The organism is Halalkalibacter kiskunsagensis (genome assembly GCF_037027555.1).
Taxonomy (GTDB): Bacteria; Bacillota; Bacilli; order Bacillales; family Bacillaceae_D; genus Halalkalibacter; species Halalkalibacter kiskunsagensis.
Map to the genome: position 1 here is coordinate 1 of NZ_JAXBLX010000023.1, position 25,308 is coordinate 25,308.

Genomic DNA, 25,308 nt, shown 5'->3' on the forward strand with positions numbered 1-25,308 from the left:
TCAATTTCGTCAGCTGCTAAAAGTGGTGATTACCCAAGAAGCCCCCACTTCAAGCAACCCGTAAGGGTGGTAAGTGGGGGGGAGTTCACTCTACTACATAAATGCTATTTACTAGATTTCTCCACAAAAGCAGAAATACTTCATTATGCAAGACTGCTCTTCTTATTAATTCCATCATCCTCTAATGACAAAATATATCCTTTACCTCTAATGCTTTTAATGGAAACCACCTCATCGGTTTTTTTCCTAATTCGATAAATAAGTGCATTTACTTCTTCTGCACTTACATCTGGTGGTTGCTCATCACAATGGATTCTTTCTGACCAAACGTACTCTTTTACTTCTTCTTTCGAAACAAATTGTTGCTCGTTTTGAATGAGGAGCTCGATACATTTATATTCTTTCTCTGAAAACACGTACCGTCTATTTTGTACAATAACTTCTTGTTGGAAGGGATCTAATTGAACATCCTTCCTTTCTCTTTTTACGAGATCTCTCATCATCGGAGCAACATCAAATGTTGCTTCCAAATTACTAGTTGAAAAAGAAAGCAGAATCAGATTATTGGCAAGCGCCAGTTTATCCCCATTACGAAGCACCGTTTCCTTATTTGGCAAAAGGCGCTCATGATTAACAAACGTTCCGTGTTTGCTACCGGCATCCTTCACATAAAAAAGTCCCTTTTCTGTATAAATAGATGCATGTTTTCTAGAGACATAGATATTTTGAAACGAGACATCAGGCATCCATTCGTTGCTTGTTCTCCCTAGTATTACTTCTCGTTTTTTCAATGGAATCATCGCACCTTCTTCAAAAGGAGTCCCTTGTTCTACAAGTAAATAAGCAGGTACATTCAATTTCCTCACCCCTTATTCAGATCGACTATCATTTTTCTATCATTCAATTATTATGTCATAACTATTGTGAAAAGGTAAGGTCTTCCGTAATAATGTAGAAAAAGGTTTTCAAGATTCATTGGAGGACATAATGATAAAGAGAAAATTCTATAAAAATAAATTTGTTTATGCAGCGTTCCTGTTAGCGCTGATTTTATTTATGTACGTTAACAATAGCTCGTTATTTGCAAAACAAGATGAAACAAAACCGCTCCTTCTTGCCCACCGCGGCCTCGGTCAAACGTTTAGTATGGAAAACATAACAAACGACACATGTTCAGCCCAACGGATATTTGAACCTGAGCACCCTTACTTAGAAAATACAATTCCATCCATGGAAGCCGCCTTTGATGCGGGCGCCGACATTGTTGAGCTTGATATTCACCCTACGCTAGATGAGCAATTTGCAGTATTCCATGATTGGACACTTGACTGTCGTACCGATGGGGTCGGAGTAACAAGAGAACATGCAATGGATGAATTAAGACAACTTGATCTTGGCTATGGCTATACAGCAGACAACGGCATCACCTTTCCGTTTCGCGGAGAAGGTGTTGGGATGATGCCCTCACTAGATGAAGTATTTGATTATTTTTCTGATCCATCTTTTCTGATCCATATAAAAAGTGATGACCCCAACGAGGGAGAGCTCCTTGCTGAATTTTTGCGAAGCGTACCAGAAGATCGGTTGCGTCGTGTCACTGTTTACGGAGGAGATCAACCGATTGCTGTTTTAAAAAAGGAGATTCCAGAACTTCGAGTAATGTCAAAGGCAACGATGAAAAGTTGCTTGGTCCCTTATTTGGCAAGTGGGTGGACAGGCTATGTCAGCTCTTCATGCGAAAGTACTCAATTGCATATTCCAGAAACGATAGCTCCGTGGCTTTGGGGCTGGCCAGATAAATTTGTGAATCGCATGGAAAAACAAGATACACGAGTCATCGTCGTTGCAGGGGATGGCGGTTGGTCTGAAGGGTTTGATTCAGTGGAAGATTTAAAGAGATTGCCAGCAAGTTATTCAGGTGGCATATGGACAAATCGGATTGATCGAATTGCTCCGGTGTTTAACTAACGAAGAGATGATGATAGCGAGTTCCATGTATCAACTCTTCATAAAAAAATTGGGAAGCACCTCATTTTACATGACGTATCGTTTGAAATTCAAAAAGGGAAGTTCTTGATAAACCTGGATTTCGAGTGATCGAAACCAGGCTTTTCTTACAGTTTCACTCGTGCTTGGATAAGCATTAGGCAACCGTCAACTTCTTATACGTCTCTTTATCACAAATAATATAAAGCACAGCCTCTTCCGGGATCGGTTCATTCAACCTGCGATTAATATCGAGGAGGTTTCGATCTGCAATTAAGGTGGCGCCTTGTACGAGTAAATCTTGGAACGCATCATTGTACGTAGTCCATTCAGCTTTTTTGGACAGCTTATACAAATCATCGCCATGCTGCCTGCTAATAAGCTGTGAGTACACTTGACTGACACCTTTATAAAGAGCTGAGCGTACGGCCAGGCGGGAGATGGTCTCCTGCGCTAAAATAAACTCATCGACTTTTGCATGAGAAAAATTGGATATGTTTTTCTCTGCCATGACTTCGACTGTTGTATGCACATCCGGGGCTAGACGCTCGACGGTAATTGCAACGAGCAATGTTTTCGCATCTTTTAGTGAAGGGTCTGAAATCGTATCATCTGCAAAAACAATTAACGCATTGGCCTTTGTTATATTGGCTTTCACAAACGTCTCTTCAGCTGTTGGATCCCCTTGTATGTAATGAACTCGATTTTCCGTTAAATCAACGGGTGATTTCGGCAGCGTATCAATAATCACGACTTCCACTTCTTCGTGTGAATCGAGGATTTCTTGTACTGCCGATTCTGATTTCTTTCCCCAGCCACTAATGACAATATGGTTTCCTTTCATATAGCTCATCCTCCCTTCTTCTCTCATTTTGCGAAAAATCGTAAACGAATCAACGATCTTCCCAATGACAACCCCAAGTAAGCCAATACCAATGATAAACATAAAAACAGAGTATAGTTTCGCTGGTAACGTCACAGGAGAATAATCTCCATACCCGACTGTCGTAAAAGTTGTCATGACAAAATAGAAAGTATTTAGTAAACTTTCAAAGTTATCTGGTTCCAATGCGTACATGATTAGCGTACTAAGGAGGATAAAGATTCCCGTCGTAAGAAACAATGTCAGGTTTCTCATCTTAATTAACCCTAAACTAATTTTCAAAAAAAAGTGCATGCTACTCACCTCCCTACAATTCGGCATCCATGCGCTAAAGACAGGGACTCCCCCTTTAGCGTTGCACTGTATACGCTGCAAACATCGATAAGTTGCCCGTAATGAGTTCACCAACTCGAAAAAATAGACCACTCGGCTCCCCATGGATCACATGAGATCCAATCAATAGCTTCCCTGTATACGGGCCGTCCCACGTGTCAATCGTCTGATCTGGCATCGGGAAGTATTGTTGAAACACGGCGGTTTGATCTTGATAATAGTCAACATCCTCTTCTAATACCCTCCCGTTTGAAACAATTCGGATCCCGCCCCCTTCACGACCGAGCACAGGCTTTTTCACATAAGAGTCGTGCAGGGGATGAGCAGTGAAAAACGTTGGTAGGAAATACTTCTCAATCGCCGCTTGCTCACTCCTTGTATACCATTCATCTTTCTTCTCCCAAATGAGCGCCATCACAGCTTTTGACTGCATTAGCAAGGCAGACGGTGGATTAATGATCTTCACTTTTTCATTCTGCACATGAACAATAAACCTCTCACCAATTAACTCACCTGTTCCACTCTTTTCCTCCAAGAAATATTCAAGTGGATACAGTCGGTACAAAAAGTCAATCCGTTCGCCGTCAGGGGTCTTTACGTCCTCTTCTCCAACGACAATCTCCTCAAGCGGCACGTATTTTGCTTGTTGCGGATACAAACTCATCAAATACTGCACCGTCTGTTTATCTTCATCATGCCAGTCTGCACTCGTAAAATAAAGAGTATCTCCGCTGCTAATTCCGTAGTCTCTGATCACTTGATTCCACGCCTGTTTGATGTTGGCAGTCATCCGTGCATTCGGATTCTCACGGTGATGCTCCTGACATAAAACGTCTTGTGCAATCGCTGCTTCAACAAGTCCAACAGGTGTATCGGTGTTGGCCTCAATGACTTTTAACCCTTGTGCGGACGCAATAAAATCATAGCGACTAAAATACGAAAAGGCCGTCTTCCTCTCAGCGAGTAACAAGTCCCACAAAAATACGGAGATTCCTAACTTATGGATCAATGATTGATCGTTTAAAAGCTGCTCATATGTTTTCCCAAAAATGTCATTCACAGCTCTCGATGCATTTTCAACTTCCGTGATTAACGACTGTGGAACAACTAATAACGAGTCACTCATGTACTGGTTATCTTCATAATTTTCATATAAGGAAGCCCATGTAAAGCCTTTTGCTGCAGCTTTCCTTTCGACTTCAAGCCATTTTTTCAAATACGTTTCTGCCTCAAACGGCTCCGTTAACGATTGAAAGGGGAGCATGAACCATCCCTCCTTTTAAAAGATTTATTTCAAATCAACCTTCATCTAACGCTGTGCAAGGTGATGCCGTATTAATAACTAATGGTTGCCGCCACAATCATTCCGACTAGCACGGAGACCCCGCCTAAGAATAAACCAACTGCCACATTTCCATTCTCCACTTCTTTCGCTAAACTCGTATTCCGAGTAAAGATATATTCAATTACTAAATGCAACACGATTTGAATGACGATCGCAATCAATGCCCAAATTGCTAAATCAACTAAGTTGATTGAACTACGAATTGCCGATTGTAACACAACAACAAGACCGGCCATTTTCCCGAGTAATTTCAGCGTAACCGCAGTGTTCCCATTTTTGATTTGGGCACGCTCCGAATAAGGGGTAAGTAGCTTAAAAATATAGGTTCCAATCAAAAACAACACAAGAGATATAGCAAGATAGATGACAAAATGATCAAACGTTTGTAAATAATAAGTTATGTCCATTCCATTGCTCCTTTCACTCCACAAGGTAAGAAATAAGATAGATTATCAGTGATTTTTGCTCCTGCACGAACCCCAAAGGCACTCGGCTTTTCATTCACAATAAAGCTTCCGTACAATAAATGTGCTTCTAGCTGTCCATGTTCTGTTTGCACGACTGACGTTGGTAAATCAACATATTTTTGATAGACTTTGACATAGTGATCGTACGAACTCTTCGTTTGTGAATAAATAATTTTTCCGTTTTGCTTAACAACAACCGTGTCGCCTTCACGTCCAAAGGCAGGCTTTGAGACATAGCGCTCGCCTGTTTCCAAAAAAGGCTCTTCGTCTAAATATGTCGGCAAAAAATAACGGCCAATCACTGCAAGCTCCTCCTCTGTTAAGAGAGGATGACGTTGTTCATACATTCCCCATATTAAAGCCATAACCGCCTTGCTTTGCATCAAGAAAGCAGACGTAGGATTCAGCATTCCAACTTTCTTCTGTTCAACCAATTTCATAAATTCAATCCCAATCGGAAATTGATCATCTGTGACATCTTCAAGTAGCGCTTCTAGCGGGTATGTATGACGATACAAAACATCAATTCGATTCCCTTTGTCATCATAGACTCCACTCTCGTTTCCGTCTGTAACAATTTGAATGTCACGTAGCGGTACAAATGTTGAGCCTTTAATTTGGGCAACCTCCATTAAATACATCATCGTTCCACGGTCTTCCATATCCTCTTCATGTGCCGTAAAAACAACATATGGATGATTTTTCACCCCAATGGCTTGGGCACAGTGATAGACACTGTTACGAATCGCAGTTCCTAACCTTTCAGCTTCGTTTTCATTTGGGTCTTCTCGCTTGTATTCCTTGCACACCAAACCATTCACATCAAAAAGCTCCCGAATAAAGGTCGGAGTATCGGAATTAAACTCCAATAGTTTTAACCCTTGATTGGTTTTCACAAAGTCAAAGCGACCAATTACCGTTTCATATGGAAGCAATGAGAGCCTTAGAAAAGGCAATGCCTTTTTTGGAAAACCTAAATCTATGAACGATTCATCGGGTGCATATCGCATCATTTCGTTGACCTTTTTGTAAACGGCATAGCTCTCTTTTGTTGCTCGTCGTATATTAGAAACCTCTTCTTTTACGAAATCGAGACAATCAAACAAGGCATACTCCACGCCATATAACCGGTCCCAAAAGCCTTGAATCGTTTCATAAAAACGGTCGCGGCACACGTTGTAATCATCCACCAAAAATACCACCACCGCCCATACCAGACCGTGGGTTAGTTGCACGGCTCGGACTTCTTTGTTGATTATTATCTTGTCTTGGTTGGTTTACGTTTTGATCGGTTCTAGGATTTGTCGCTGGCTGTCTCACTTGGCCGCCACCGCCTCCTCCTCCCATCGCTCTTCCTGCCATAAAGGCAGCAATTGTCGGAAACCAACTTCCCCCATGATAGTAATGACCATGGTTCGCATTGCCTTCTTCAACACATTGATACCCCTGTGCTTCCTCGTCCCACGTCCACGTATCACAATCTGCCTCTTCAGGTGAAGGGGGTTCTGTTTCAGGCTGAAATTCCTCTTCAGGCTCAGCCGGTACAGAAAACAGCTCTTCCTGTGCCCCCTGTGAACAAGCCGTTAAACCGAAAAGCGCGACACTCGATCCAAGGAAGCCTTTTAAAAGTTTATCGGTTTTTGGTTTCTTCATGTGACAAACACCTCCAATTTCTATACGTTTCGAATGATCATTGGTTTCACTCTTTGTCCTCTGACACCTATTTGATTCTATCAATATTTTGGCACTTGATGGAAGGTTTTAACCAAACTTCCTTTTATGTATTTACTTACTTGAGAAAAACCTAGTTAGTCCAAGGTCTGATCACTTATATGTATTTACTCAATTTATTTCTATCATGTCGCCGTATGATTGAATACAAATTGATTGAGCAGTCCTGGCATAGGTAAAGTCAGATCGCATAGCTCTATGAATGTAACCTTGAGACGTTACCAATTGAAAAAGAGCCGCAATGAATGCGACTCTTTTTCGTACTAGGGAAGATGATTGTGAAGAACCTTTCAAAGACAGAATACATGGTAGAGAGACCTCCATCATCACCTCCTCTTTAGGATACACACGATTAGTTGGTCATTTGCTGTTGGCACATTCCCATCATTTCTTCGAGATAGTCTTGTCCACCTAATGGAGTCCACGGGACCTCAACACCCTTGCCTGGGGCCACTGCCTTTCCTTGATATTCACTATTCTCATTTGCAGCAATATAAATATCCCAGCTCCACCTATCCATATTGCTTCTATATTCTTCATTTCCACTATGGTCAATCTCAGCTAAATAGTAATTTTTAATAGTGAACCCTCTTACGATATCTTTCATCATGTTAGCCACTCCTTTAGTAAATAATCTCACATTGTATAGTTTGTCCTTAATTTGAAGATACATTTGTTTTCATCTATCACTTAGAACTTGTTTAATTTTTCTGATTTATTAATTATAAGAATAATATGAAAATAGAAATTTGAAAAGGGTTTATGTTAGATAATTTCACGATATAATAATTAAATTTTCTGATAACTGTAATTGCACGATAAACTTCGGGAGTACCTGGTACCACAAAAAAGCTCCATTTCGTAGGATCCGTAGGTTAACTTGGTTCGAATACGAAAGGAGCTTTTACTATTAAGATAACTTAAAATGAATGGTTTTATACACGTCATCCGGAGAGTTTCGTTCGACAAACTTCGGGTGGTGCATGCTACCCGACGACTAGTGGTACTACCTCTCCTTCATTCACATCAATCAACCCAAAATCAGTGATTTTCAATGCTGGGCTCACTGATAATGAGAGAGTACTAATCGACATAATTGAGTTGTAATGCTTGTATCCTAAATCTTCCATCGCTTTTCGTAGGTCTTTTACTTGCTTCGCTAGTAATTCTAGTGGTTCTTCTGATAGGATGCCTCCGACTGGTAACTTCAGCATTTGCTCGATGTTCCCATCATCCACTACACAAATCCCGCCTTGGTTGCGAATCACCTCATTCGCAGCTAGTACCATATCACTAACATTCTGCCCAATAACCAATAAGTTGTGGTTGTCATGCGAATACGTTGTCGCAATTGCGCCTTTTCTTATAATATCCCCACCAATTAATCCATGAGCACGATTGCCATTTTTCCCGTAACGCTCAAATGTGGCAATTAAGCCGTACTCACTTTCTTCCCAGCAAAGATTCTGCTCACTGACCAAAAACGTATCTCTTACCTCTTCCGTAAACGTAGAGCCATCTTTTACAATCATCACTCGGCATGAATAACTCGCATCTGGCTCATCGACCTTAATGGCAAAATCATCTTCTGACAGCAAATTCAGTTTCACACTTTCATAGAAAGCAGTTGAGAATTGTTTCGGCTTTTTCGCCTGTACATATTCTTCACCAACGTCATATACCTTTTTCCCGTCTTTAAACACTTTCTCTATAGTAAATTCTTCTAAGTCACTAAGTAACAGAAAGTCCGCAACCTTCCCAGGTCCGATTACCCCGCGATCTTGTAACTTCATTCTCTGTGCTGGCGTGTACGTACATGCATAAATTACTTGCTCCGGCTTCATTCCCATCGAAATCGCCTTCTGTGCAATATGATTCAGATGCCCTCGCTTTTCAAATGAATCTGCCATGACATCATCGGTAATAAAGCAAAAATGTTCTGTAACATTTTTTTCAATTAAATAATCAATGATTTCCTGAGACATTGATTTCTCTTGAATTTCAATAAACATTCCTGCAGCAATTCGTTCTTCCATCCCTTGAATTGTCTGATGCGTATGATCTGAATCAACACCCGCATACACCATTCTTTGCAAATCCAAATCAAGTAGCTTTGGAACATGGCCTTCGATTGTTAGATGAGGGTATTTTTTGCGAATATGCTCAAGGATTTGATTCGTCTTACACGCTCGATCATCTGAGATGACATCGACATAATTCATAATCTCGCCTAAACAAACGATTTCTTCTGAGTGCAAGAGTTTATCCATATCTTCAATTTCGATCGAACCACCTGTTGTCTCCAGTGTCGTTGCGGGAACCGAACTCGGAATTCCGTAAAACATATCAGCGACACAATCACGGCTTGCCGCCATCATCTCTTTCACACCTTCTAAACCGAACACATTCGCCATTTCATGAGGCTCTGGTACGATCGTCGTCACTCCGTTTTTGATTAACCCAAACGAAAATGTCTCAGGTGTGACCATCGTACTTTCGATATGAAGATGAATGTCAATTAAGCCAGGAATCATGTATTTGCCTTGACCATCAAGCACCTCACGAGCCTGAAACGTCTCTTCGCAACGTTGGCCGATGTACAAGAACTTTCCGTCTATTATGACAACATTTCCGCTCACAAATTTTCGAAAGTAACTATTAAATACTTTTACATTTACAATTAAGAGATCGATTTTCATCTAATCACTCCTTTACGATTACTCAACTAAGACTAACTTCTCTTTTGGGAACTCAAGAATGACATCTTGATCAATGCTATATGGTTTCTCAGTTTCTTCATTAACCGTAAACTGCCCGATCGGTGTTTCAACCATATATTGATAGCCTCTGCCAAGAAACGTACTCACCTTAATCGTTCCATGTAAGCTGTTTTCATCCGATCTTTCTTCTGAATGAGGCTTAATGACAATATGATCTGGTCGAATGGCACCTATTAAACTTGCGTCATACCCTGCCCCAGAATACCGTTTCACAGCAAAACGATGATTGTTAATCAACAATTGAATTGATTCGCCATGATCAATTCGTTCATCAAATGTAATAAAATTTTTGTATCCGATAAAATCAGCGACAAATTTCGTTTTTGGATGCTTGTAAATCGTCGCTGGATCATCTAGTTGCTCGATAATCCCTTTGTTCATAATCGCAACTTGGTCCGAAATAGAAAAACACTCTTCCTGATCGTGTGAAACGTAAACCGTTGTAATCCCAAGCTCCTGCTGGATTCTACGGATTTCCACACGCATATTCACTCGTAGGTTCGCATCAAGATTACTTAGTGGTTCATCAAATAATAAGAGATCTGGTTCAATAATTAACGCACGTGCAATCGCTACTCGTTGTCTTTGTCCACCTGAGAGCTCTTGTGGGAATCGTTTTTCAAAACCGACTAAATTGACGATCTCTAAAATACGTGCGACACGCTTTTCGATTTCTGCTTTTGACATTTTCCGAAGACGCAAACCGAAAGCGACGTTGTCAAACACCGACAAATGAGGGAAAAGTGCATAATTTTGAAACACAAATCCGAAATTTCGTTTGTTCACTGGTACTTTCGTATAGTCTTTTTCTTGAAACAAAAACTTGCCTGCTCCAGCCTCTAGAAATCCCGCAATGAGCCGAAGCGTCGTCGTTTTTCCGCATCCACTCGGTCCTAAAAGTGAGATCAGCTTTCCTTTTTCTATATTTAAATTGAAGTCTTGCAAAATATCTTGCTTATTATAGGCAACTGATACGTTTTGTAAGCTAAGTAATGCCATTCGTATGCCTCCGTTATCGTTTAGTAAAGTAAGATAAACCTAGTAACCGTTCTATTAAAAACATCAAAACAGCCGTTAAAATCATGAGCAGAACAGAAATCGATGCAATCGTCGGATCAAAGTAATACTGAACATACGTCAACATTTGAATTGGCAATGTACTAATTCCTGGTCCTGTCATGAAAACAGAAATATCAACGTTATTAAAGGACTCCAAAAAGGCAATTAAGACAGCTGCAATGATCCCTGTTTTAATATTCGGTAACACGACTTTGAAAAAGGTTTCCAAGCGTCCCGCCCCTAAACTTAATGCCGCTTCCTCAATGGAAAAATCAAAATTAGACAAGCTAGAAGAAACAACTCGAATGACAAATGGAAGCATAATAACGGTATGTCCGATAAACAGTCCTGCATAAATTGGCAGTTGATACGTGACAATAATGTATTTTAATAGCGTAAAACCAAGGACAATTCCTGGTATTAAAATCGGTGAAATGAAAATCGCGTTCAACACATTTTTCCCTTTAAAATCAGCACGGCTAAGTGCATACGCTGCTGGAATGCCGAGTACGAGTGCTAACAAATTGCCTGCAAGTGAAACGAGAATTGAAATTTTAAAAGTTTGAAGAAACATTTGCACTTCAAAGATATTAAGATACCATTTAAATGAAAATCCTTCTGGCGGAAACTTCAAGACGTTTCCTGGTTCAAAGGACGTAACTGAAATAATTACAAGTGGCCCTAGCAAAAAGATAAAAACGAGAAGCGTAAACAGGGCCAACCATCTATTTTTTTCCTGCATACACTTTCTACCCCTTTGGATTCAGCTTATGAGCTGCTTTATTCATTAAACTAATGACAACAAACGTGACAACGATCATAATCGTCGCAATGATCGATGCTAAATACCAATCATTTAGCGTGATTGCATTTTGATAAAGAAAGGTTGAGATGACCCGCTGTCTTCCCCCGAGTAACGCTGGTGTCGTATAGGCTGTAAAACTCCCGACAAACACGAGAATGCTTCCAATCATCAGCCCCGGTACACAAAGCGGCAAGACAACCTTTTTAAATACCGCGACCTTCGAAGCACCAAGACTCTCAGCAGCTCGCAGTAAATCTTGATCAATGTTTTCAAGCACGCCTACAAGTGTCACAATAATTAACGGCAAGAACAAATGCACCAACCCAATCGTTACCGCTGTCGGTGTATATAAAATCTCAAGCGGCTCCTGTCTTAAGCCTAGAGATAACAAGACATTGTTTAACAAACCATTTTTCCCTAAAATGACCATCCAACTAAACGAACGTACAACCGGGCTCGTTAACAGTGGAAAAATCGTTAAAAGTAGAAGAATGACTTTCTTTCTTGATTGTAGTTTTGAAATATAATACGCCACTGGGAAACCTAAAATAATACACGTAATCGTTGTGAGCAAACTAACTCGCAACGTCGTTCCAAGAATACTCATAAAATAATCATCGGTAAAAAAGGTTAGGTAGCCGGAAAATGTAAAGCTACCCTCCTGTAAAAACGTCGTCCCAATCGTTAAAGCAATCGGAACAACCATAAAGATTGTTAAAAATAAAAGTCCAGGTAGTAATAGCAAGTAAAGCGTTCTTTTTTTCATAGTTAAAACCTCTGTTCTGGTTTTTCTAAGGGTTTTGTGTTACTCGGGTCAAGTGTTTAGTGTCTGAACAAACATATCTAAAAAGGCTTTCGAATTTACATCTACGCACACGTCTACGTTACGTCTTTGTTGCATACGATCTTGAAAATCACAAACCGTTTGCCCATCACAAATTTCACTTTTCGTTTCAACATCCACATAGTATTTCTCTGTTTTAACAAATTCTTTTTGCAGCGCAACCCCTACAGCTAATGGGTCGTGAAGCGCACAAGCCCTCACGCCATTTCGTTCGAAATAGCGCTTTGAATAATCAGCAGTGCTCACCTTTACATAGTCAGCAAGCACCGGATCTGTTAGCTTGGCAATATGTTCTTCTGAAAGCAACGCTTGTCGTGTCACATCTAAGCCGACAAGTGTTAATTTAGGAATTCCCGCGTGAAGCACGACCTTTGCGGCTTCTGGATCGACATACATGTTGTATTCCGAGGTTGGCGTTACATTGCCAACCCCTTTGACAACTCCGCCCATGAAGATCACTTCCTCAACTTCACTTGCGAGCTCTGGCCACTTTTCAATCGCCAAAGCCAAATTCGTTAAAGGTCCAGTCATCACAAGTGTTACCTCATTCGGATAGGCCTTTACTTGTTCGATGAGAAAGTCTGGTCCAAACTGATCCTCAGGCTGTTTAGTAACGACCATGTCAGCAAGAGCTCCGCCGAGCCCGTCCTGACCGTGAATCCGGTGCTCAAAAAAAGCTTGTCTTTGAAGCGGTGTTGACGCGCCCTTTATAACAGGTATTTCATGCTCCACTTCAAGCATTGTTAAAATTTTGCATGTATTGGTGGTCGCTGTCTCCAAAGACACATTCCCATTTGTTGTGGTAATACCTAGAATCTCAAATTGTCGACTTTTCACAGCAAGAATAATTCCAAGTGCATCATCAATACCGGTATCAACATCAAGGATTACTTTTTTTGTCATCTTCATCACCTTTTATCAAAAATTTATTGAGCTAATTCACGATTCCAACGATCAATCCAAGCATCGTTATGTTCGTTAACAAAGCCCATATCAAGCGTATGCAAGCTTTCAATTACATCAGCACCATACGTAAGACCAGCCGCTTCCTCTTCTGTTAACTCAAGTGTTGTGTTAACAGGAGAATCGATTTTTGAAACAGTAGCAGCCTCTTGTACTTCCTTGCTTAAAATCCAGTTAATAAATTCTTCCGCTAGTTCCTTATTTTCTGTCCCTTTCACAACATTAATCGTATTAATGACCGCATATCCGCCCTCTTCAGGTGAAACAAAGACAGCTCCTGGTACAGATTCTTGTACTTGTGCAAAGAACATTTCCATAATCGGTCCAGCTGCTATTTCCCCTTGGACAAACATATTTACAAACTCAGATGTTCCACCATACTCGGTGACAATATTCGGATTTAATTCAACTAATTTTGCAAATGCTTCATCTTCGTTAAACTCTGTGTTACCAGCGACACGTGAAGCCGCATCTAAAAACATCGGTCCAGATGTTGTTGTAATGCCAGGAATCGTAATATTTCGAGATAGCTCTTCGCTCCACAAATCGGCCCACGATGAAATTTCTTGGTCTGTTTGGTCTGGGTTATAGGCTATCCCAAACTGAGCAATTGTGTAGGCAGGACCATACTCTTCTCCTGTTGGTGCTTTTGCAACATCATAAATTTCTTCTAGATTTGGAATGTTGTCGCGGTTAATCGTTTCAAATAAACCAGCTTCGATTCCTTGCTCGGCATAATAGTCAGATAAGTAAATAAGGTCGACATTTGAACTACCTTGTTCAATTCTGCTCACTCTTTCCGCATTGTTCCCTGTATCTAAGACAATTTTCACATTATGCTCTTCTTCAAACGGACCATATACTTCAGCTCGGAAGAAATCTTCAGCAAAGCCCCAAGTAGAAATTACTAGCTCAGTAGGACTACCTGATTGCGTTTCACCTGTTTCTGTTCCTTCTGTCTCAGAATTATTTTCGCCACAAGCTGCCAGAACAAGGACGGAAAATAAGAGCCATGTACTGTACATCATTTTTTTCATCATTAACCCCTCCAACATCATTATGTGTAAAAATCAAATATAAAAAAGAAAAAGATGACCTTAAAGAATGAAAAAATTCATTCGATAAGATCATCTTCTCTTTGTTAACAAAGGTAAGACGTATCCACTGTTTTAGAACGTGGTTTTCGTTTTAGATAGATCCAAAAGGAAAATCCACTAATTTAATCTTAAAGTAGTAAAACAATATTGGTAAAAGCTCTTTGAGTAGCCCCGTCGTAATCACGTAAGACCGCTTCAATTGGCAACTCCAATTCTTGTTCTAGCTTTTCTCTTAATTTTCTTTTATATAGCAATGACATGCGAAAATCGACTTCGAGCTTCAAGCTAGGGTCTTCTCCCTCCAAAGCGGCTGAGCGCGGTGAACGGCGATGTTTAGCTTGAAAGGTAATAATGTTTTGGTCGATAGACACCTTTAGCAAAGTTGTCCCAACACCAAACAATTCCTTCGAAACCTCGTTATATATATGGGCAAGAACCTTCTTATTTTGACTCGTATCAATTTGGATTATAGCAATCACCCACCGAAGAATATCAAGTTAAAACTATTATACAAAAGGTTTCATATTTAATCAATAGAATCGTTCGGTTTTTTTGTTTAATCAACTACTTTTTCAGAATAATAATGTTAGATTTTATCACAGAATACGCAAGTTACCTTGAAAATGATTGGTAATTATCGTAATTTCATTACGAAACATTCATTTTTGCCACTATTTTTTCATTATTTCTAAATTGCTTAGCAAATAAGCACCTTTCTAATTTCTCATAATGATATACACCAGATAAATGATATAAATAACCGCTAAAATCAGTCCTTCTGCTTTTCCAACCTTAAAGTGAGTTCTTGAGAAAAGTAACAGTAAAAAGGTTAAAACAATCATAATCACAACATCGATAAAAATTCTTGCATCTACGCCAAGTGGGACAATGACAGAGGATGCACCAAGGACAAATAAAATGTTGAAGATATTGCTCCCTACGATGTTTCCTAACGCAATTTCACTTTGCTTTTTCAAAGCAGCTGTTATCGAGGTAACCAATTCAGGTAATGATGTACCGACAGCGACAATCGTTAATCCGACCAATGTTTCACTCATACCAATGGAATAGGCAATTTCTGTACTGCTTTTAACGACCAAATCTCCTCCAAAAATAATGGCAGCTAAACCAGCAATCGTTAGGATGATCGGTTTCCCCCAATTTTTTGTTTGTACTGGCTTTTCTACTCTTGTAAAACTAGCCTTATGATTTCTAACCACTTCAAAAATATAATAGAGAAAAACAGCAAAAATGAGTAACAACACCAATCCTTCACTGCGTGTAATGACATTATTCGTTGCCGATTGCAACATCACATCGCTTATAAAGATCAGCAAGACGACACTTGCAAGCATTGTAAAAGGAATTTCTTTTCGAATCGTATCATTTTCAACTTTTAAGGGATTCAACATCGCTGTGATCCCAACAACAAGCGTGATATTAAATATATTACTTCCAACCACATTCCCCATGGCGACATCTGCATTTCCATTTAATGCTGCCAATATACTGACCGTTGCCTCTGGTGAACTCGTTCCGAATGCGACAATCGTTAATCCAATTAAAAGCGGAGAAATATTCAGCATTGTTGCGATGTTTGAGGAACCATCAACGAAGTAATTAGCGCCTTTTATAAGCAAAATAAATCCTAAGAGTAAAAGAATATAAACCACTCGTTACACCAACCTCTTTTTTAGGACTTTTTTTCTATACCCTCTTTTACATTTTCCAGTCCACCTAGTTTATGAAAAGCTGAGAGTTGTCATACAATTGAACTACCCGCCACTTATCGACCTTCCGGTCTGATTGAAGTGGGGGATTCCTAAGAACACCAGCGTAACCGCTAGTTATTGATTAGGCTAGCTCCGTAGTCCCTACGGTTAGAAGTCTTATTGCTTCATTTTTAAGATTTAATCCTGCGTTTATATCTCGATCATGGAATGTCTCACATTCTGGACATTCCTGTTAGAGGGTGCCTGGCACTTGTCGAGCGGCAACAGCAGCACATTCAGCCGGTGAGATTATCGGCTGAATGAGTTGAACTACACGTACAAAACCAACACTATTGGGATTGGAGGCACCAACGACACTTTGTGCCACTACCCTTGTTTTCTGAATCAACGATCACACCCGTCGTCTTTGTGCCGCCTCCATCACTGCCAATAACGTACATTCACTCATCTCTCATCTTATCTAGTCGACAAATTTCGGGAGGTACCAGGCATCCCAACTGCTGCTGCGTCTGCAATGATCGTAACGTTCGGATGATTTCGTAATACCGACGCTGGAAACTCCTCAGACACTTCTCCATCTAGCAAGCGCTGCAATGCTTCTGATTTCTGCTCTCCAGATACTAGTAGCAAGATTTGTTTGCTGCGTAATATTGTCTCAATTCCCATAGTGATCGCTTGGGTCGGAACTTCTTTTACACTACGGAAAAAACGGGCATTCGCTTTTCTTGTTGAGAAATCAAGATCAACGATATGCGTTTTCGCTGAAAAGGGCGTCCCTGGTTCATTAAAGCCAATATGTCCATTAAGACCGAGTCCTAAAATTTGCAAATCAATTCCACCAACATTTTCGATCAGCTCTTCATAATAGTGACATTCTCGCTTTAAATCACCTCCCGTACCATTTGGGACATGAGTACGACTTTTTGGAATATCAATCTTTTTAAACAAGTGATGATCCATAAAGTAGCGATAACTATTCGAATGCGTTTCGCCTAACCCTACATATTCATCTAAATTAAACGTCGTCACATGTGAAAATGTGATTGATTTACGCTCGTATTCTTTTATTAATAATTCATATAAACGCTCTGGCGTCGAACCCGTTGCAAGTCCTAGAACAGGTGATGATAAGGAACTTACCTTGTTCATTATGATACGGCATGCGTTCTCACTCATTTCTTCATGATTCTTCACTTTGACAAGGTTCATTTCCCTTCCCCCTTATACGCTACTTTTCCTTGACAGATTGTATAATGTATTGATAGATCATCATCAACCAACAACAAGTCAGCATCCTTCCCAACTGCAAGACTACCTTTGCGATCATACAGCTGTAACTGCTTAGCCGGATTGCTTGAAGCCATTTCAATGAGCTCTTGTACAGAGGCACCTGTAAACTCCCGCATATTTTTCACTGCGTCAATCATTTTTAACATACTGCCTGCTAGCGTCCCGTCTTGCAAGGTAGCCTGCTGTTCATCAACCGTAACTATTTGCCCACCTAAATCATAATCCCCTGGTGCTAACCCTTTTGCCCGTACCGAATCCGTAATTAAGCTCAGCCGACTTGGTCCAATACTTTTATAAAGTATCTTCACCATTTCAGGCGATACGTGAATTCCGTCTACGATTAATTCACTTTGCAGTTCCTCTAATAAAAAGGCAGCCCCTACCACACCAACATCTCGGTGATGTAACCCACTCATGGCATTGCATAGATGAGTAAGTTGGTTAACTCCAAGCTTTACAACTTCCTTCATTATGTCTATTCCTGCTCCGGTATGCCCGGCTGATACATTTATCCCTTGAGCAGCTAAATAAGTGAGAAATGTGCGATCCTCATCCTTTTCTGGGGCAAAAGTAATCGTTTTGATCTTGTTTCCTGATAGCTTTTGCCATTTTTTAAATAACTCAATTGAAGGTGGAATGACATACTCGACTGGCTGAGCACCTGCTTTTGTTTTTTCAATAAAAGGTCCTTCTAAATGAACACCTAGTATTTCTGACGTCTTAGGTTTATTTTTATAACGAGCGATGTTTTCTAGTGCTTTATCTATATTTTCTTGTGATTGTGTAATCGTGGTTGCCAAAAAACTCGTCGTACCTTCCGCCGGCAAAATTTGTGCAAGCTTTTCCAAAGCTTCTGGAGTCGCATCCATCATATCAGCCCCGTTTGCCCCGTGGATGTGACCATCAATAAATCCAGGAATGGCGTTTAGTTCTTCGCCATCAATCGTTTCACCAGCATGAGTGATCGATTCAAGTTCGCTTTCTACCCCCATTTTTATAATCTTTGAACATTGAAGTAGCAAGTAGCCTTTTTCAACCACTCCCGCCTCTTGATACAAGCGCACATTTTTTATAAGCAAGGTTTCGTCCTTCAAGTGACTCACTCCTATCTATCGTCTCTCTTTAGTTAATGTATCATAATGATATATAGTTGTCTATACATTTAGACATTGTGTATACTTCTTGCTTGTCCTTTGATAAACTATAAGAAACGGCAGTAAAAACCGTGGTTCCCCTGTAGATACCAGCTAAAGGCAATGTACGGAGTCCTTGCAGCCCCCAAACCATCCTATAAAAGAACATATAATGAAAGAGTGATTTAATGTTAGATAAAAATTCTCCCTTACCAATTTATTATCAACTTGAAGCAGAGATTAGAGAGCAGATTATGTCTGGACAACTGCAGCCTGGTGACATGCTCCCGTCTGAGCGCGAGTATTCCGAAAAGTATTCGATAAGCAGAATGACCATTCGACAAGCGATTATGAATTTAGCTTCAGAAGGGTTAATCACCCGTCAAAAAGGGCGTGGAACATTTGTAGCTGAGAAAAAACTCGAGCAACCTCTAAAAGGAATTACAAGCTTTAGTGAAGAAATGAAAGCACAAAATTTACAGCCAACGACGCAAATCATTAGTTTTCAGCTTATCCAGGCTGAAGCGTATATTGCTCAAAAGTTACAAATACATGCAAACGATCCAATTTATAAAATCCAACGCATTCGTTTAGCTGATCAAGAGCCAATTGCATTTGAAACGACGTATACACCGAAAAAAGTCGTCGGTCAGATGACAGAAAAAGATCTTTCCTCTTCTTTTTATGACTATATTGAAAAAGAGCTACAGCTGACAATTTCTCATGGTGAGCAAGAAATTGAATCAACGTTAGCGAATGCAGATGAAATTGTCCACTTACATCTTTCAAAAGGAGATCCTGTTCTTTTCGTACGTAGAGTGACGTACTCAACAAGCGGACAACCGTTTGAATATTCTAGAACGTCTTATCGGGCCGATAAGTATCGGTATAAGATTCAGATGCCAAGATAAAGACGACAAAAAATCCAAGAGTCAACTGATTCTTGGATTTTGATTGATTACAGGTTCTTCTATTTCGTCACTTTTAAACAAAACCGATCCTCTGGTTCTTCTGCAACAAAATCCGACAAACTTCGAGCGGTACCAGGCCCCACTGACACATAATCTCTCAGAACATATTCACAAAATTCACTCTCTTTTTCTATGCACGATCACAATAGCTTTATAGACTACTTCGTTATACCATTAAGTTAATAAATCTGTTCAGTACAAGAGGTTGTCAGTTCGGCTGAATTTCAGAAGGTCATGCAGCGTGTGAAGCCTTCGCACCCGCACGAATCGACAAACAAAAAATAAGGAGTGGATTGACATGGCTGATATTGCATTAAAGAACATTTACAAAATTTATGATAAGGACGTTACAGCTGTTACAGACTTTAACCTAGATATCGAAGACAAAGAATTTATTGTGTTTGTTGGTCCTTCTGGTTGCGGGAAGTCGACAACGTTACGAATGATCGCAGGTTTAGAGGATATTTCTGCAGGAGAACTTCACATTGACAGTGCGATTGTGAATGATGTCGCGCCGAAAGATCGAGATATCGCGATGGTTTTTCAAAACTATGCTCTTTATCCGCATATGAGCGTCTACGATAATATGGCGTTTGGACTAAAACTGCGGAAATTCAAGAAAGAAGAAATCCAAAGACGTGTACAAGAAGCAGCAAAAATTCTAGGATTAACTGATATGCTAGACCGTAAGCCAAAAGCCATGTCTGGTGGACAACGTCAACGTGTCGCCCTCGGTCGTGCCATCGTACGTGATCCAAAAGTATTTTTGATGGACGAGCCCTTATCCAATTTAGACGCGAAGCTACGTGTTCAAATGCGTGCTGAAATTACGAAACTACACCAACGCCTTCAAACAACCACGATTTATGTTACCCATGATCAAACGGAAGCCATGACAATGGCAAGTCGTATTGTCGTTATGAAAGACGGTTTCATCCAGCAAGTCGGCAGTCCGAAATCGATTTATGATGCTCCTGAAAATGTATTTGTGGGCGGCTTTATCGGTTCTCCTGCGATGAACTTCCTCCAAGGCAAATTAAAAGATGGCTATTTCCTCATTCATGATTTTAAAGTGAAAGTTCCTACCGCCAAACTCAATGTAATTAAACAATACAACAACAAAGACCTTATTTTAGGGATTCGTCCAGAGGACATCCATGATGACCCTGCACTCTTTTCTTCTGATGGCTATTCCAATCTTCAAGCAAAAATTGAAGTTTCTGAACTAATGGGCGCAGAGTCTTACCTTTATTCAAAGGTCGGCGATCAAGATTTCATTGCACGTGTTGATTCACGAACCGACCTATCCGCTGGAACTTCATTAGAACTTGCCTTCAATATGAACAAAGTTCACTTCTTTGACCCTAAATCCGAACTCAGAATACGGTAACCAACGTGCTAGGCACGCCCCGATTTCGACAATCTTCGGGCAGTGCCTGGCACGCGCTGCGTTCCTAGGCTATAATTAAGATTGAAATAGCTTAATTATTGGAGTGAACATTCTTTTGAAACCAAAAAAAGCATTGCCTATTTTATTTTTAGTTATGTTCCTCGTTATGGTAGGGTTTGGAATTATTATTCCTGTTATCCCCTTCTATGCTGAGGAGATGGGGGCCTCGCCAACTCAGTTAGGTTTATTAATGGCTGTTTATTCCTTCATGCAGCTTCTTTTCGCTCCGATGTGGGGGCGAATTTCCGATCGAATTGGTCGTAAGCCAGTCATGATGATTGGCATTCTCGGACTTGCTCTTTCTTTTTTCTTAATGGCGATTTCCACGCAGCTCTGGATGCTGTTTGCTGCTAGAATCATTGGTGGATTTCTTTCTTCTGCGAACATGCCTACTGTTATGGCGTATGTAGCTGATATTACAACAGAGGAAGATCGTGGAAAGGGAATGGGGATCGTTGGTGCTGCAATCGGTTTAGGCTTTATTTTCGGCCCTGCCATTGGCGGTGTTTTTTCACAGTCTAGCATCAACACGCCATTTTATATTGCTGCGGTTTCCTCGTTGCTCACATTTTTCTTAGTAATGGTTAGCCTTAAGGAATCATTAACAGCAGAAAATCGGAAAAAGCAGTCGAAGAAAAAGAGGTCACTTCGTCAAACATTAAAGGGCCCAAATTCAATTTTGTTTAGTCTCCAGCTCTTTGTCTCGTTATCTTTAGCTGGCTTAGAAGCAACCTTTGCCTACTTTGCTGCAGAAAAAGCTGGGCTAGGCGCCTTACAGCTTGGGTATATTTTTATGATTATGGGATTTGCCGGAGCACTTGTACAAGGTGGGTTGGTTGGTAGAATGACTAAGAAGTTCGGTGAAGGCTCTGTTATTCAAGTGGGAATTATTATTTCTGCGATTGGCTTCGGACTTATTTTATTCATTGATAGCTTTCTCACGGCCGCCATCTTCCTAACAGTTTTTGGGATCGGAAACGGATTGATCCGTCCAAGCGTTTCCTCGCTTGTGACGAAAACATCAACAACCGGACATGGGAGTATGACGGGGCTCTTATCTTCATTTGACTCACTTGGAAGAATTATTGGCCCTCCATTAGGCGGTTGGCTGTTTTCTCTTTCGTTTGGATTGCCTTATCTATCAGGAATCATCCTATCTATTATTGCACTTGTTTTTTACCGAGTCTATCTCGCGCAAACAAGGAAACTTCACGTACGTTCATCATAAGAAAGAGGGAGTGCAGTCAATTAGACGACTCCCTCTTTCTTTTTAATTAAATTCGACTCATTCCCCGTTATGAGGGCTTTTAGATGCCTTGCTTTCCGATTGCCATCTTCTACTAAGTATCTCCTTTTATAATAGCTCCTCCTTCCGATTTTCACCTATCGACAAACTTCGGGCTGTGCCAGGCACACAGTTGTCTATACCGTTGTTCTTTTTACAGAATACGCTTTAGTAGAAGGAGGTAAATAGAATGTTCAAACTTTATTTAGATCCAGGTCACGGTGGGGCTGATTCAGGCGCAACGGCGAATGGATTACAGGAAAAGAATATTACATTAGATATCGCACTCCGTATTCGTGATTTGCTTGAGAAAGACTATGAGGATGTTAATATTCGCATGAGCCGAACAACCGATACGACTAGAAGTTTAAGTCAGCGGACAAATGATGCCAATTCATGGGGAGCTGATTACTTTTTATCGATTCACGTCAATGCCTTTAATGGATCAGCACAAGGATATGAAGATTATATTCATACGAGTCTAACAGATTCATCTCTTACTGCCCAATACAGAAATATAATGCACGATGAGATTACGAAAGTAAATAACTTGTCAAACCGTGGCAAAAAGAAAGCGAACTTCCACGTATTACGCGAAACCGCCATGTCCGCACTCTTAACGGAGAATGGGTTTATTGATAACACTAGCGATGCGGAAAAATTAAGAAGTTCAAGCTGGCGCCAAGCAGTTGCCCAAGGCCACGTGAACGGATTAGCAGGAGCGTTCAACCTTACTAGAAAACAAACGACCACTCCAAACGACCTTTATCGAGTCATTGTTGATGGTACGCAAGAGGGAGCTTATCGCGATGAACAAAATATTTTGAATGCGGTTTCACGAAACCTTCAAACAGCCGAGCGAATTGTCATTGAAAAAGTGTAATTATGCAAACCGAGTGTGCTTTCAATTGAGGTACACTCGGTTTTTGATGTTCTACGCCGACTCCCACTAACGCTTTTCTACCATTAACAGAATGAGCGTTGCTGCCGGACCTAGCACAAGAGATAACAGGAACCAATTAATTCCGGTTCGATTTTTCCCTTGCGCAAGCCCCGCTTTAATTAAGGCTAGTGTTCCCCAACCGACAATATAAGAATCCATTTCATTCAACCCTTTCAACACATGTATTTCCTTTTACGTATGTCGTGTCGCTTCGTTTCCTTCTTATTTATCTCATTGCTAAATTTGTCGTAGAAAACTCTAGTACACAAGACACATTTCGTCTTACTTCCCTAGTAATACTTGTTATAGTTTCATTAGGGATAATAGAGTAGATTTGGAAAAAGTTAGGGCTCATACATATATATATCATTTGTACCTCTCTTACTCTTATGAAAAGGTGGTTTTTCTCGTAGTGAAAATAATTCTTTATTACGCAACGATTGCTGTTAGTATCTTATTCTTTGTATTTGGTTATTTGCATTATCAGGAAAAACTAAACTCTATCGCAGCAGAGGCGAATGAACAAGCAAATGCTTTAGGTGTCAGCTTAGAAGAGACAACAGCGGAAGACGAAGTGATACGAAAGCTAGACGGAACGATTAAAGAACTAGCAGCCAGGAAAGAAAAGGGAGATGAAATTCGTGTCACCGTTTTTGGGTCAACCGCTTTAACGAGTGTCGATGAAGCTGATTCGTTTCCTCATTTACTAGTTTCTGAAATCCAACTTTCTTTACCGGATCATGAACTAACGTTAACCGTTATTGATGTTGACCAAGCTACATCAGCTGAAGTACTTGAAAATGACTACCTTGATCCAGTCATCGATAGTCAACCAGACCTTCTCTTAACTGAACTATTACTAGGAAACGATTATGAAACAATTGCATTTGAGGACTCACTAGAAAACTTTGAAGAAATTCTCGACCAATCAAAAGAAGCTCTTCCTGACACAAAGATTGTGACCTTCCCGACAAATCCAATTCCTAATGCTGAAGATTATTATATCTACAGCAACGAACTAAAGGATATCATTCGAGATAAAGGGTATGAATACGCAAACCATTGGAGAGCATGGCCAAAAGAAAATGACGAACTTAGTCAATATGTCAAAGATCATTTGCCTACAAAAGAAGGACATGTGATCTGGGCTGACTATATGGCAACTTATTTGCTGCAATAATAACTTCCCCTACTTCTCCCCTTGGAGTTTGGAGGGGGGTTTTCTATTTTTTTATAGCTTTCACGCTTTATTTGTTATTTAAGAAAACACTTAATATAAAAATAATTGCTTTCACTTACCTTTAAAATGTAAACCCATTTATCATTTAGGAGTTCTACTATCGATACGAACTATTCATAGGTTTCACAATTATCCCAATGCCTCTTTCTCGTAAAATCGCAGAAGGAGGTATTTCTTCGACAAATTTCGATAGGTACCTGGCATCTAGTCATTTTTACTCAATTACTAGATTTGACTTGGATTTTCCCTTTTTTACGGTTACATTATAAAAAAGGAGGTTTTTTCCATGACAAACAAAGCTATCATTTTCCTTCCTTTTTGTTTACTATTCTTGGTGATGTTACCAACGACGTCACAAGCTAACGAGAATCTTTTACAAAAGGAAGACCGCGGCGAACACGTCGTACAATTACAAAAGCAGTTAATTGCGTTAGGATACTTACATACGAATGCTACGGGATACTATGGACCATTAACAGAGGAAGCTGTGCGAAATCTGCAGCAAGAATTCAACCTATTAAATGACGGGGTGGCTGGACCTCAAACGTTAAGTCGTCTCAAGGAAATTGAAAAAATTGCTCGAATTGTACACGGCGAAGCACGTGGTGAACCGTATGAAGGCCAAGTCGCTGTTGCGGCCGTCGTCAAAAATCGGGTCCATTCATCGGAATTCCCTTCAACTGTTGATGGCGTCATTTATCAACGAAATGCCTTTACGGCTGTTCATGACGGTCAATATGACTTAGTACCAACTCAGGCATCGTATCAAGCTGTTAGAGACGCATGGCGTGGATGGGACCCATCTAAAGGTGCTACATACTATTACAACCCTACGATCGCAACATCTGAATGGATCTTTACAAGAACACCGAAGTTTACAATCGGCAGTCATCTATTTGCAGATTAATAAAATTTTACAAAAAGAGCCCCATATCCTTCTATAGGCTATGGGGCTTTTGAGGCATCTTTT

General features: G+C 40.3%; 25 protein-coding genes. 7 read left to right on the forward strand and 18 right to left on the reverse strand.

Going from position 1 to position 25,308, the window contains the following annotated elements:
* Nucleotides 1-143: 143 nt before the first annotated feature.
* Nucleotides 144-857 (reverse strand): FHA domain-containing protein, encoded by a 714-nt coding sequence (locus SLH51_RS14200; protein WP_335961991.1) that lies wholly within the window; start codon nt 855-857, stop codon nt 144-146.
* A 130-nt stretch (nt 858-987) separates the two neighbouring features.
* Here SLH51_RS14200 and SLH51_RS14205 point away from each other — a divergent pair, with 130 nt between their 5' ends.
* Nucleotides 988-1,968: a glycerophosphodiester phosphodiesterase family protein gene (locus SLH51_RS14205; protein WP_335961992.1), complete on the forward strand. Its 981-nt coding sequence runs from the start codon at nt 988-990 to the stop codon at nt 1,966-1,968.
* A 175-nt stretch (nt 1,969-2,143) separates the two neighbouring features.
* On the opposite strand, the gene SLH51_RS14210 is transcribed toward SLH51_RS14205, so the two are convergent.
* The 16 genes from SLH51_RS14210 to nagA form a co-directional block, all read right to left on the reverse strand.
* Nucleotides 2,144-3,163 (reverse strand): potassium channel family protein, encoded by a 1,020-nt coding sequence (locus SLH51_RS14210; RefSeq protein ID WP_335961993.1) that lies wholly within the window; start codon nt 3,161-3,163, stop codon nt 2,144-2,146.
* Between the two features lie 55 nt (nt 3,164-3,218).
* Nucleotides 3,219-4,466 carry a glutathionylspermidine synthase family protein gene (locus SLH51_RS14215; protein ID WP_335961995.1) on the reverse strand — a complete coding sequence of 416 codons (1,248 nt, stop codon included), beginning with the start codon at nt 4,464-4,466 and terminating at the stop codon, nt 3,219-3,221.
* 71 nt (nt 4,467-4,537) lie between these two features.
* Entirely contained in the window at nt 4,538-4,954 is a 417-nt protein-coding gene (locus tag SLH51_RS14220; protein ID WP_335961996.1) for a DUF350 domain-containing protein, read from the reverse strand.
* Complete coding sequence (locus tag SLH51_RS14225) at nt 4,945-6,204, reverse strand: glutathionylspermidine synthase family protein (protein ID WP_335961998.1); 1,260 nt, start codon at nt 6,202-6,204, stop codon at nt 4,945-4,947. Before SLH51_RS14225 ends, SLH51_RS14220 begins: the two co-directional genes overlap by 10 nt.
* Nucleotides 6,197-6,667 carry a hypothetical protein gene (locus SLH51_RS14230; protein WP_335962000.1) on the reverse strand — a complete coding sequence of 157 codons (471 nt, stop codon included), beginning with the start codon at nt 6,665-6,667 and terminating at the stop codon, nt 6,197-6,199. The genes SLH51_RS14225 and SLH51_RS14230 overlap by 8 nt, the downstream gene beginning before the upstream one ends.
* A gap of 430 nt (nt 6,668-7,097) precedes the next feature.
* The gene (locus SLH51_RS14235) at nt 7,098-7,355 is read right to left on the reverse strand and encodes a hypothetical protein (protein WP_335962001.1); all 258 of its coding nucleotides are present in this window, start codon (nt 7,353-7,355) and stop codon (nt 7,098-7,100) included.
* Nucleotides 7,356-7,731: 376 nt separating this feature from the next.
* On the reverse strand, nt 7,732-9,444 hold the full coding sequence (locus SLH51_RS14240; protein ID WP_335962002.1) for an adenine deaminase C-terminal domain-containing protein: 1,713 nt from the start codon (nt 9,442-9,444) through the stop codon (nt 7,732-7,734).
* Nucleotides 9,445-9,462: 18 nt separating this feature from the next.
* Nucleotides 9,463-10,524 (reverse strand): ABC transporter ATP-binding protein, encoded by a 1,062-nt coding sequence (locus SLH51_RS14245; protein WP_335962003.1) that lies wholly within the window; start codon nt 10,522-10,524, stop codon nt 9,463-9,465.
* A gap of 13 nt (nt 10,525-10,537) precedes the next feature.
* Complete coding sequence (locus SLH51_RS14250) at nt 10,538-11,326, reverse strand: ABC transporter permease (protein WP_335962004.1); 789 nt, start codon at nt 11,324-11,326, stop codon at nt 10,538-10,540.
* Nucleotides 11,327-11,333: 7 nt separating this feature from the next.
* Nucleotides 11,334-12,155, reverse strand: a complete 822-nt coding sequence (locus SLH51_RS14255) for an ABC transporter permease (RefSeq protein ID WP_335962005.1) — start codon at nt 12,153-12,155, stop codon at nt 11,334-11,336.
* 48 nt (nt 12,156-12,203) lie between these two features.
* Nucleotides 12,204-13,142, reverse strand: coding sequence for a nucleoside hydrolase (locus SLH51_RS14260; RefSeq protein ID WP_335962006.1), 939 nt, complete (start codon nt 13,140-13,142; stop codon nt 12,204-12,206).
* 17 nt (nt 13,143-13,159) lie between these two features.
* Nucleotides 13,160-14,233 (reverse strand): ABC transporter substrate-binding protein, encoded by a 1,074-nt coding sequence (locus tag SLH51_RS14265; RefSeq protein WP_335962063.1) that lies wholly within the window; start codon nt 14,231-14,233, stop codon nt 13,160-13,162.
* 188 nt (nt 14,234-14,421) lie between these two features.
* Complete coding sequence (locus tag SLH51_RS14270) at nt 14,422-14,763, reverse strand: DUF2294 domain-containing protein (protein ID WP_335962064.1); 342 nt, start codon at nt 14,761-14,763, stop codon at nt 14,422-14,424.
* 246 nt (nt 14,764-15,009) lie between these two features.
* Nucleotides 15,010-15,966: a calcium/sodium antiporter gene (locus SLH51_RS14275; protein ID WP_335962007.1), complete on the reverse strand. Its 957-nt coding sequence runs from the start codon at nt 15,964-15,966 to the stop codon at nt 15,010-15,012.
* A gap of 516 nt (nt 15,967-16,482) precedes the next feature.
* Nucleotides 16,483-17,235, reverse strand: coding sequence for a glucosamine-6-phosphate deaminase (gene nagB, locus SLH51_RS14280; protein WP_335962008.1), 753 nt, complete (start codon nt 17,233-17,235; stop codon nt 16,483-16,485).
* Nucleotides 17,232-18,419, reverse strand: coding sequence for an N-acetylglucosamine-6-phosphate deacetylase (nagA, locus tag SLH51_RS14285; RefSeq protein ID WP_418769971.1), 1,188 nt, complete (start codon nt 18,417-18,419; stop codon nt 17,232-17,234). Before nagA ends, nagB begins: the two co-directional genes overlap by 4 nt.
* A 218-nt stretch (nt 18,420-18,637) precedes the next feature.
* Here nagA and phnF point away from each other — a divergent pair, with 218 nt between their 5' ends.
* The 4 genes from phnF to SLH51_RS14305 all read left to right on the forward strand — a co-directional run bounded on the left by phnF (nt 18,638) and on the right by SLH51_RS14305 (nt 23,038).
* Complete coding sequence (gene phnF / locus SLH51_RS14290; protein ID WP_335962010.1) at nt 18,638-19,360, forward strand: phosphonate metabolism transcriptional regulator PhnF; 723 nt, start codon at nt 18,638-18,640, stop codon at nt 19,358-19,360.
* Between the two features lie 358 nt (nt 19,361-19,718).
* Nucleotides 19,719-20,810: an ABC transporter ATP-binding protein gene (locus SLH51_RS14295; RefSeq protein ID WP_335962011.1), complete on the forward strand. Its 1,092-nt coding sequence runs from the start codon at nt 19,719-19,721 to the stop codon at nt 20,808-20,810.
* A gap of 115 nt (nt 20,811-20,925) precedes the next feature.
* Nucleotides 20,926-22,098, forward strand: coding sequence for an MFS transporter (locus tag SLH51_RS14300; RefSeq protein WP_335962012.1), 1,173 nt, complete (start codon nt 20,926-20,928; stop codon nt 22,096-22,098).
* A gap of 247 nt (nt 22,099-22,345) precedes the next feature.
* Nucleotides 22,346-23,038: an N-acetylmuramoyl-L-alanine amidase family protein gene (locus SLH51_RS14305; RefSeq protein WP_335962013.1), complete on the forward strand. Its 693-nt coding sequence runs from the start codon at nt 22,346-22,348 to the stop codon at nt 23,036-23,038.
* 66 nt (nt 23,039-23,104) lie between these two features.
* Here the strand turns inward: SLH51_RS14305 and SLH51_RS14310 are convergent, their stop codons facing one another.
* Complete coding sequence (locus tag SLH51_RS14310; RefSeq protein ID WP_335962015.1) at nt 23,105-23,257, reverse strand: hypothetical protein; 153 nt, start codon at nt 23,255-23,257, stop codon at nt 23,105-23,107.
* A gap of 253 nt (nt 23,258-23,510) precedes the next feature.
* Here SLH51_RS14310 and SLH51_RS14315 point away from each other — a divergent pair, with 253 nt between their 5' ends.
* Both SLH51_RS14315 and SLH51_RS14320 read left to right on the forward strand, forming a co-directional pair.
* On the forward strand, nt 23,511-24,278 hold the full coding sequence (locus SLH51_RS14315) for an SGNH/GDSL hydrolase family protein (RefSeq protein ID WP_335962016.1): 768 nt from the start codon (nt 23,511-23,513) through the stop codon (nt 24,276-24,278).
* A 346-nt stretch (nt 24,279-24,624) separates the two neighbouring features.
* On the forward strand, nt 24,625-25,245 hold the full coding sequence (locus tag SLH51_RS14320) for a cell wall hydrolase (RefSeq protein ID WP_335962017.1): 621 nt from the start codon (nt 24,625-24,627) through the stop codon (nt 25,243-25,245).
* The last annotated feature ends 63 nt before the right edge of the window (nt 25,246-25,308 follow it).

Bases quoted from the DNA above. Each gene is read 5' to 3' on its own strand.
- SLH51_RS14205 (WP_335961992.1), top strand. From the start codon at position 988: ATGATAAAGAGAAAATTCTATAAAAATAAATTTGTTTATGCAGCGTTC.
- SLH51_RS14210 (WP_335961993.1), bottom strand. From the start codon at position 3,163: ATGCACTTTTTTTTGAAAATTAGTTTAGGGTTAATTAAGATGAGAAAC.
- SLH51_RS14215 (WP_335961995.1), bottom strand. From the start codon at position 4,466: ATGCTCCCCTTTCAATCGTTAACGGAGCCGTTTGAGGCAGAAACGTAT.
- SLH51_RS14220 (WP_335961996.1), bottom strand. From the start codon at position 4,954: ATGGACATAACTTATTATTTACAAACGTTTGATCATTTTGTCATCTAT.
- SLH51_RS14230 (WP_335962000.1), bottom strand. From the start codon at position 6,667: ATGAAGAAACCAAAAACCGATAAACTTTTAAAAGGCTTCCTTGGATCG.
- SLH51_RS14235 (WP_335962001.1), bottom strand. From the start codon at position 7,355: ATGATGAAAGATATCGTAAGAGGGTTCACTATTAAAAATTACTATTTA.
- SLH51_RS14240 (WP_335962002.1), bottom strand. From the start codon at position 9,444: ATGAAAATCGATCTCTTAATTGTAAATGTAAAAGTATTTAATAGTTAC.
- SLH51_RS14245 (WP_335962003.1), bottom strand. From the start codon at position 10,524: ATGGCATTACTTAGCTTACAAAACGTATCAGTTGCCTATAATAAGCAA.
- SLH51_RS14250 (WP_335962004.1), bottom strand. From the start codon at position 11,326: ATGCAGGAAAAAAATAGATGGTTGGCCCTGTTTACGCTTCTCGTTTTT.
- SLH51_RS14255 (WP_335962005.1), bottom strand. From the start codon at position 12,155: ATGAAAAAAAGAACGCTTTACTTGCTATTACTACCTGGACTTTTATTT.
- SLH51_RS14260 (WP_335962006.1), bottom strand. From the start codon at position 13,142: ATGAAGATGACAAAAAAAGTAATCCTTGATGTTGATACCGGTATTGAT.
- SLH51_RS14265 (WP_335962063.1), bottom strand. From the start codon at position 14,233: ATGAAAAAAATGATGTACAGTACATGGCTCTTATTTTCCGTCCTTGTT.
- nagB (WP_335962008.1), bottom strand. From the start codon at position 17,235: ATGAACCTTGTCAAAGTGAAGAATCATGAAGAAATGAGTGAGAACGCA.
- phnF (WP_335962010.1), top strand. From the start codon at position 18,638: ATGTTAGATAAAAATTCTCCCTTACCAATTTATTATCAACTTGAAGCA.
- SLH51_RS14295 (WP_335962011.1), top strand. From the start codon at position 19,719: ATGGCTGATATTGCATTAAAGAACATTTACAAAATTTATGATAAGGAC.
- SLH51_RS14305 (WP_335962013.1), top strand. From the start codon at position 22,346: ATGTTCAAACTTTATTTAGATCCAGGTCACGGTGGGGCTGATTCAGGC.
- SLH51_RS14310 (WP_335962015.1), bottom strand. From the start codon at position 23,257: ATGGATTCTTATATTGTCGGTTGGGGAACACTAGCCTTAATTAAAGCG.
- SLH51_RS14320 (WP_335962017.1), top strand. From the start codon at position 24,625: ATGACAAACAAAGCTATCATTTTCCTTCCTTTTTGTTTACTATTCTTG.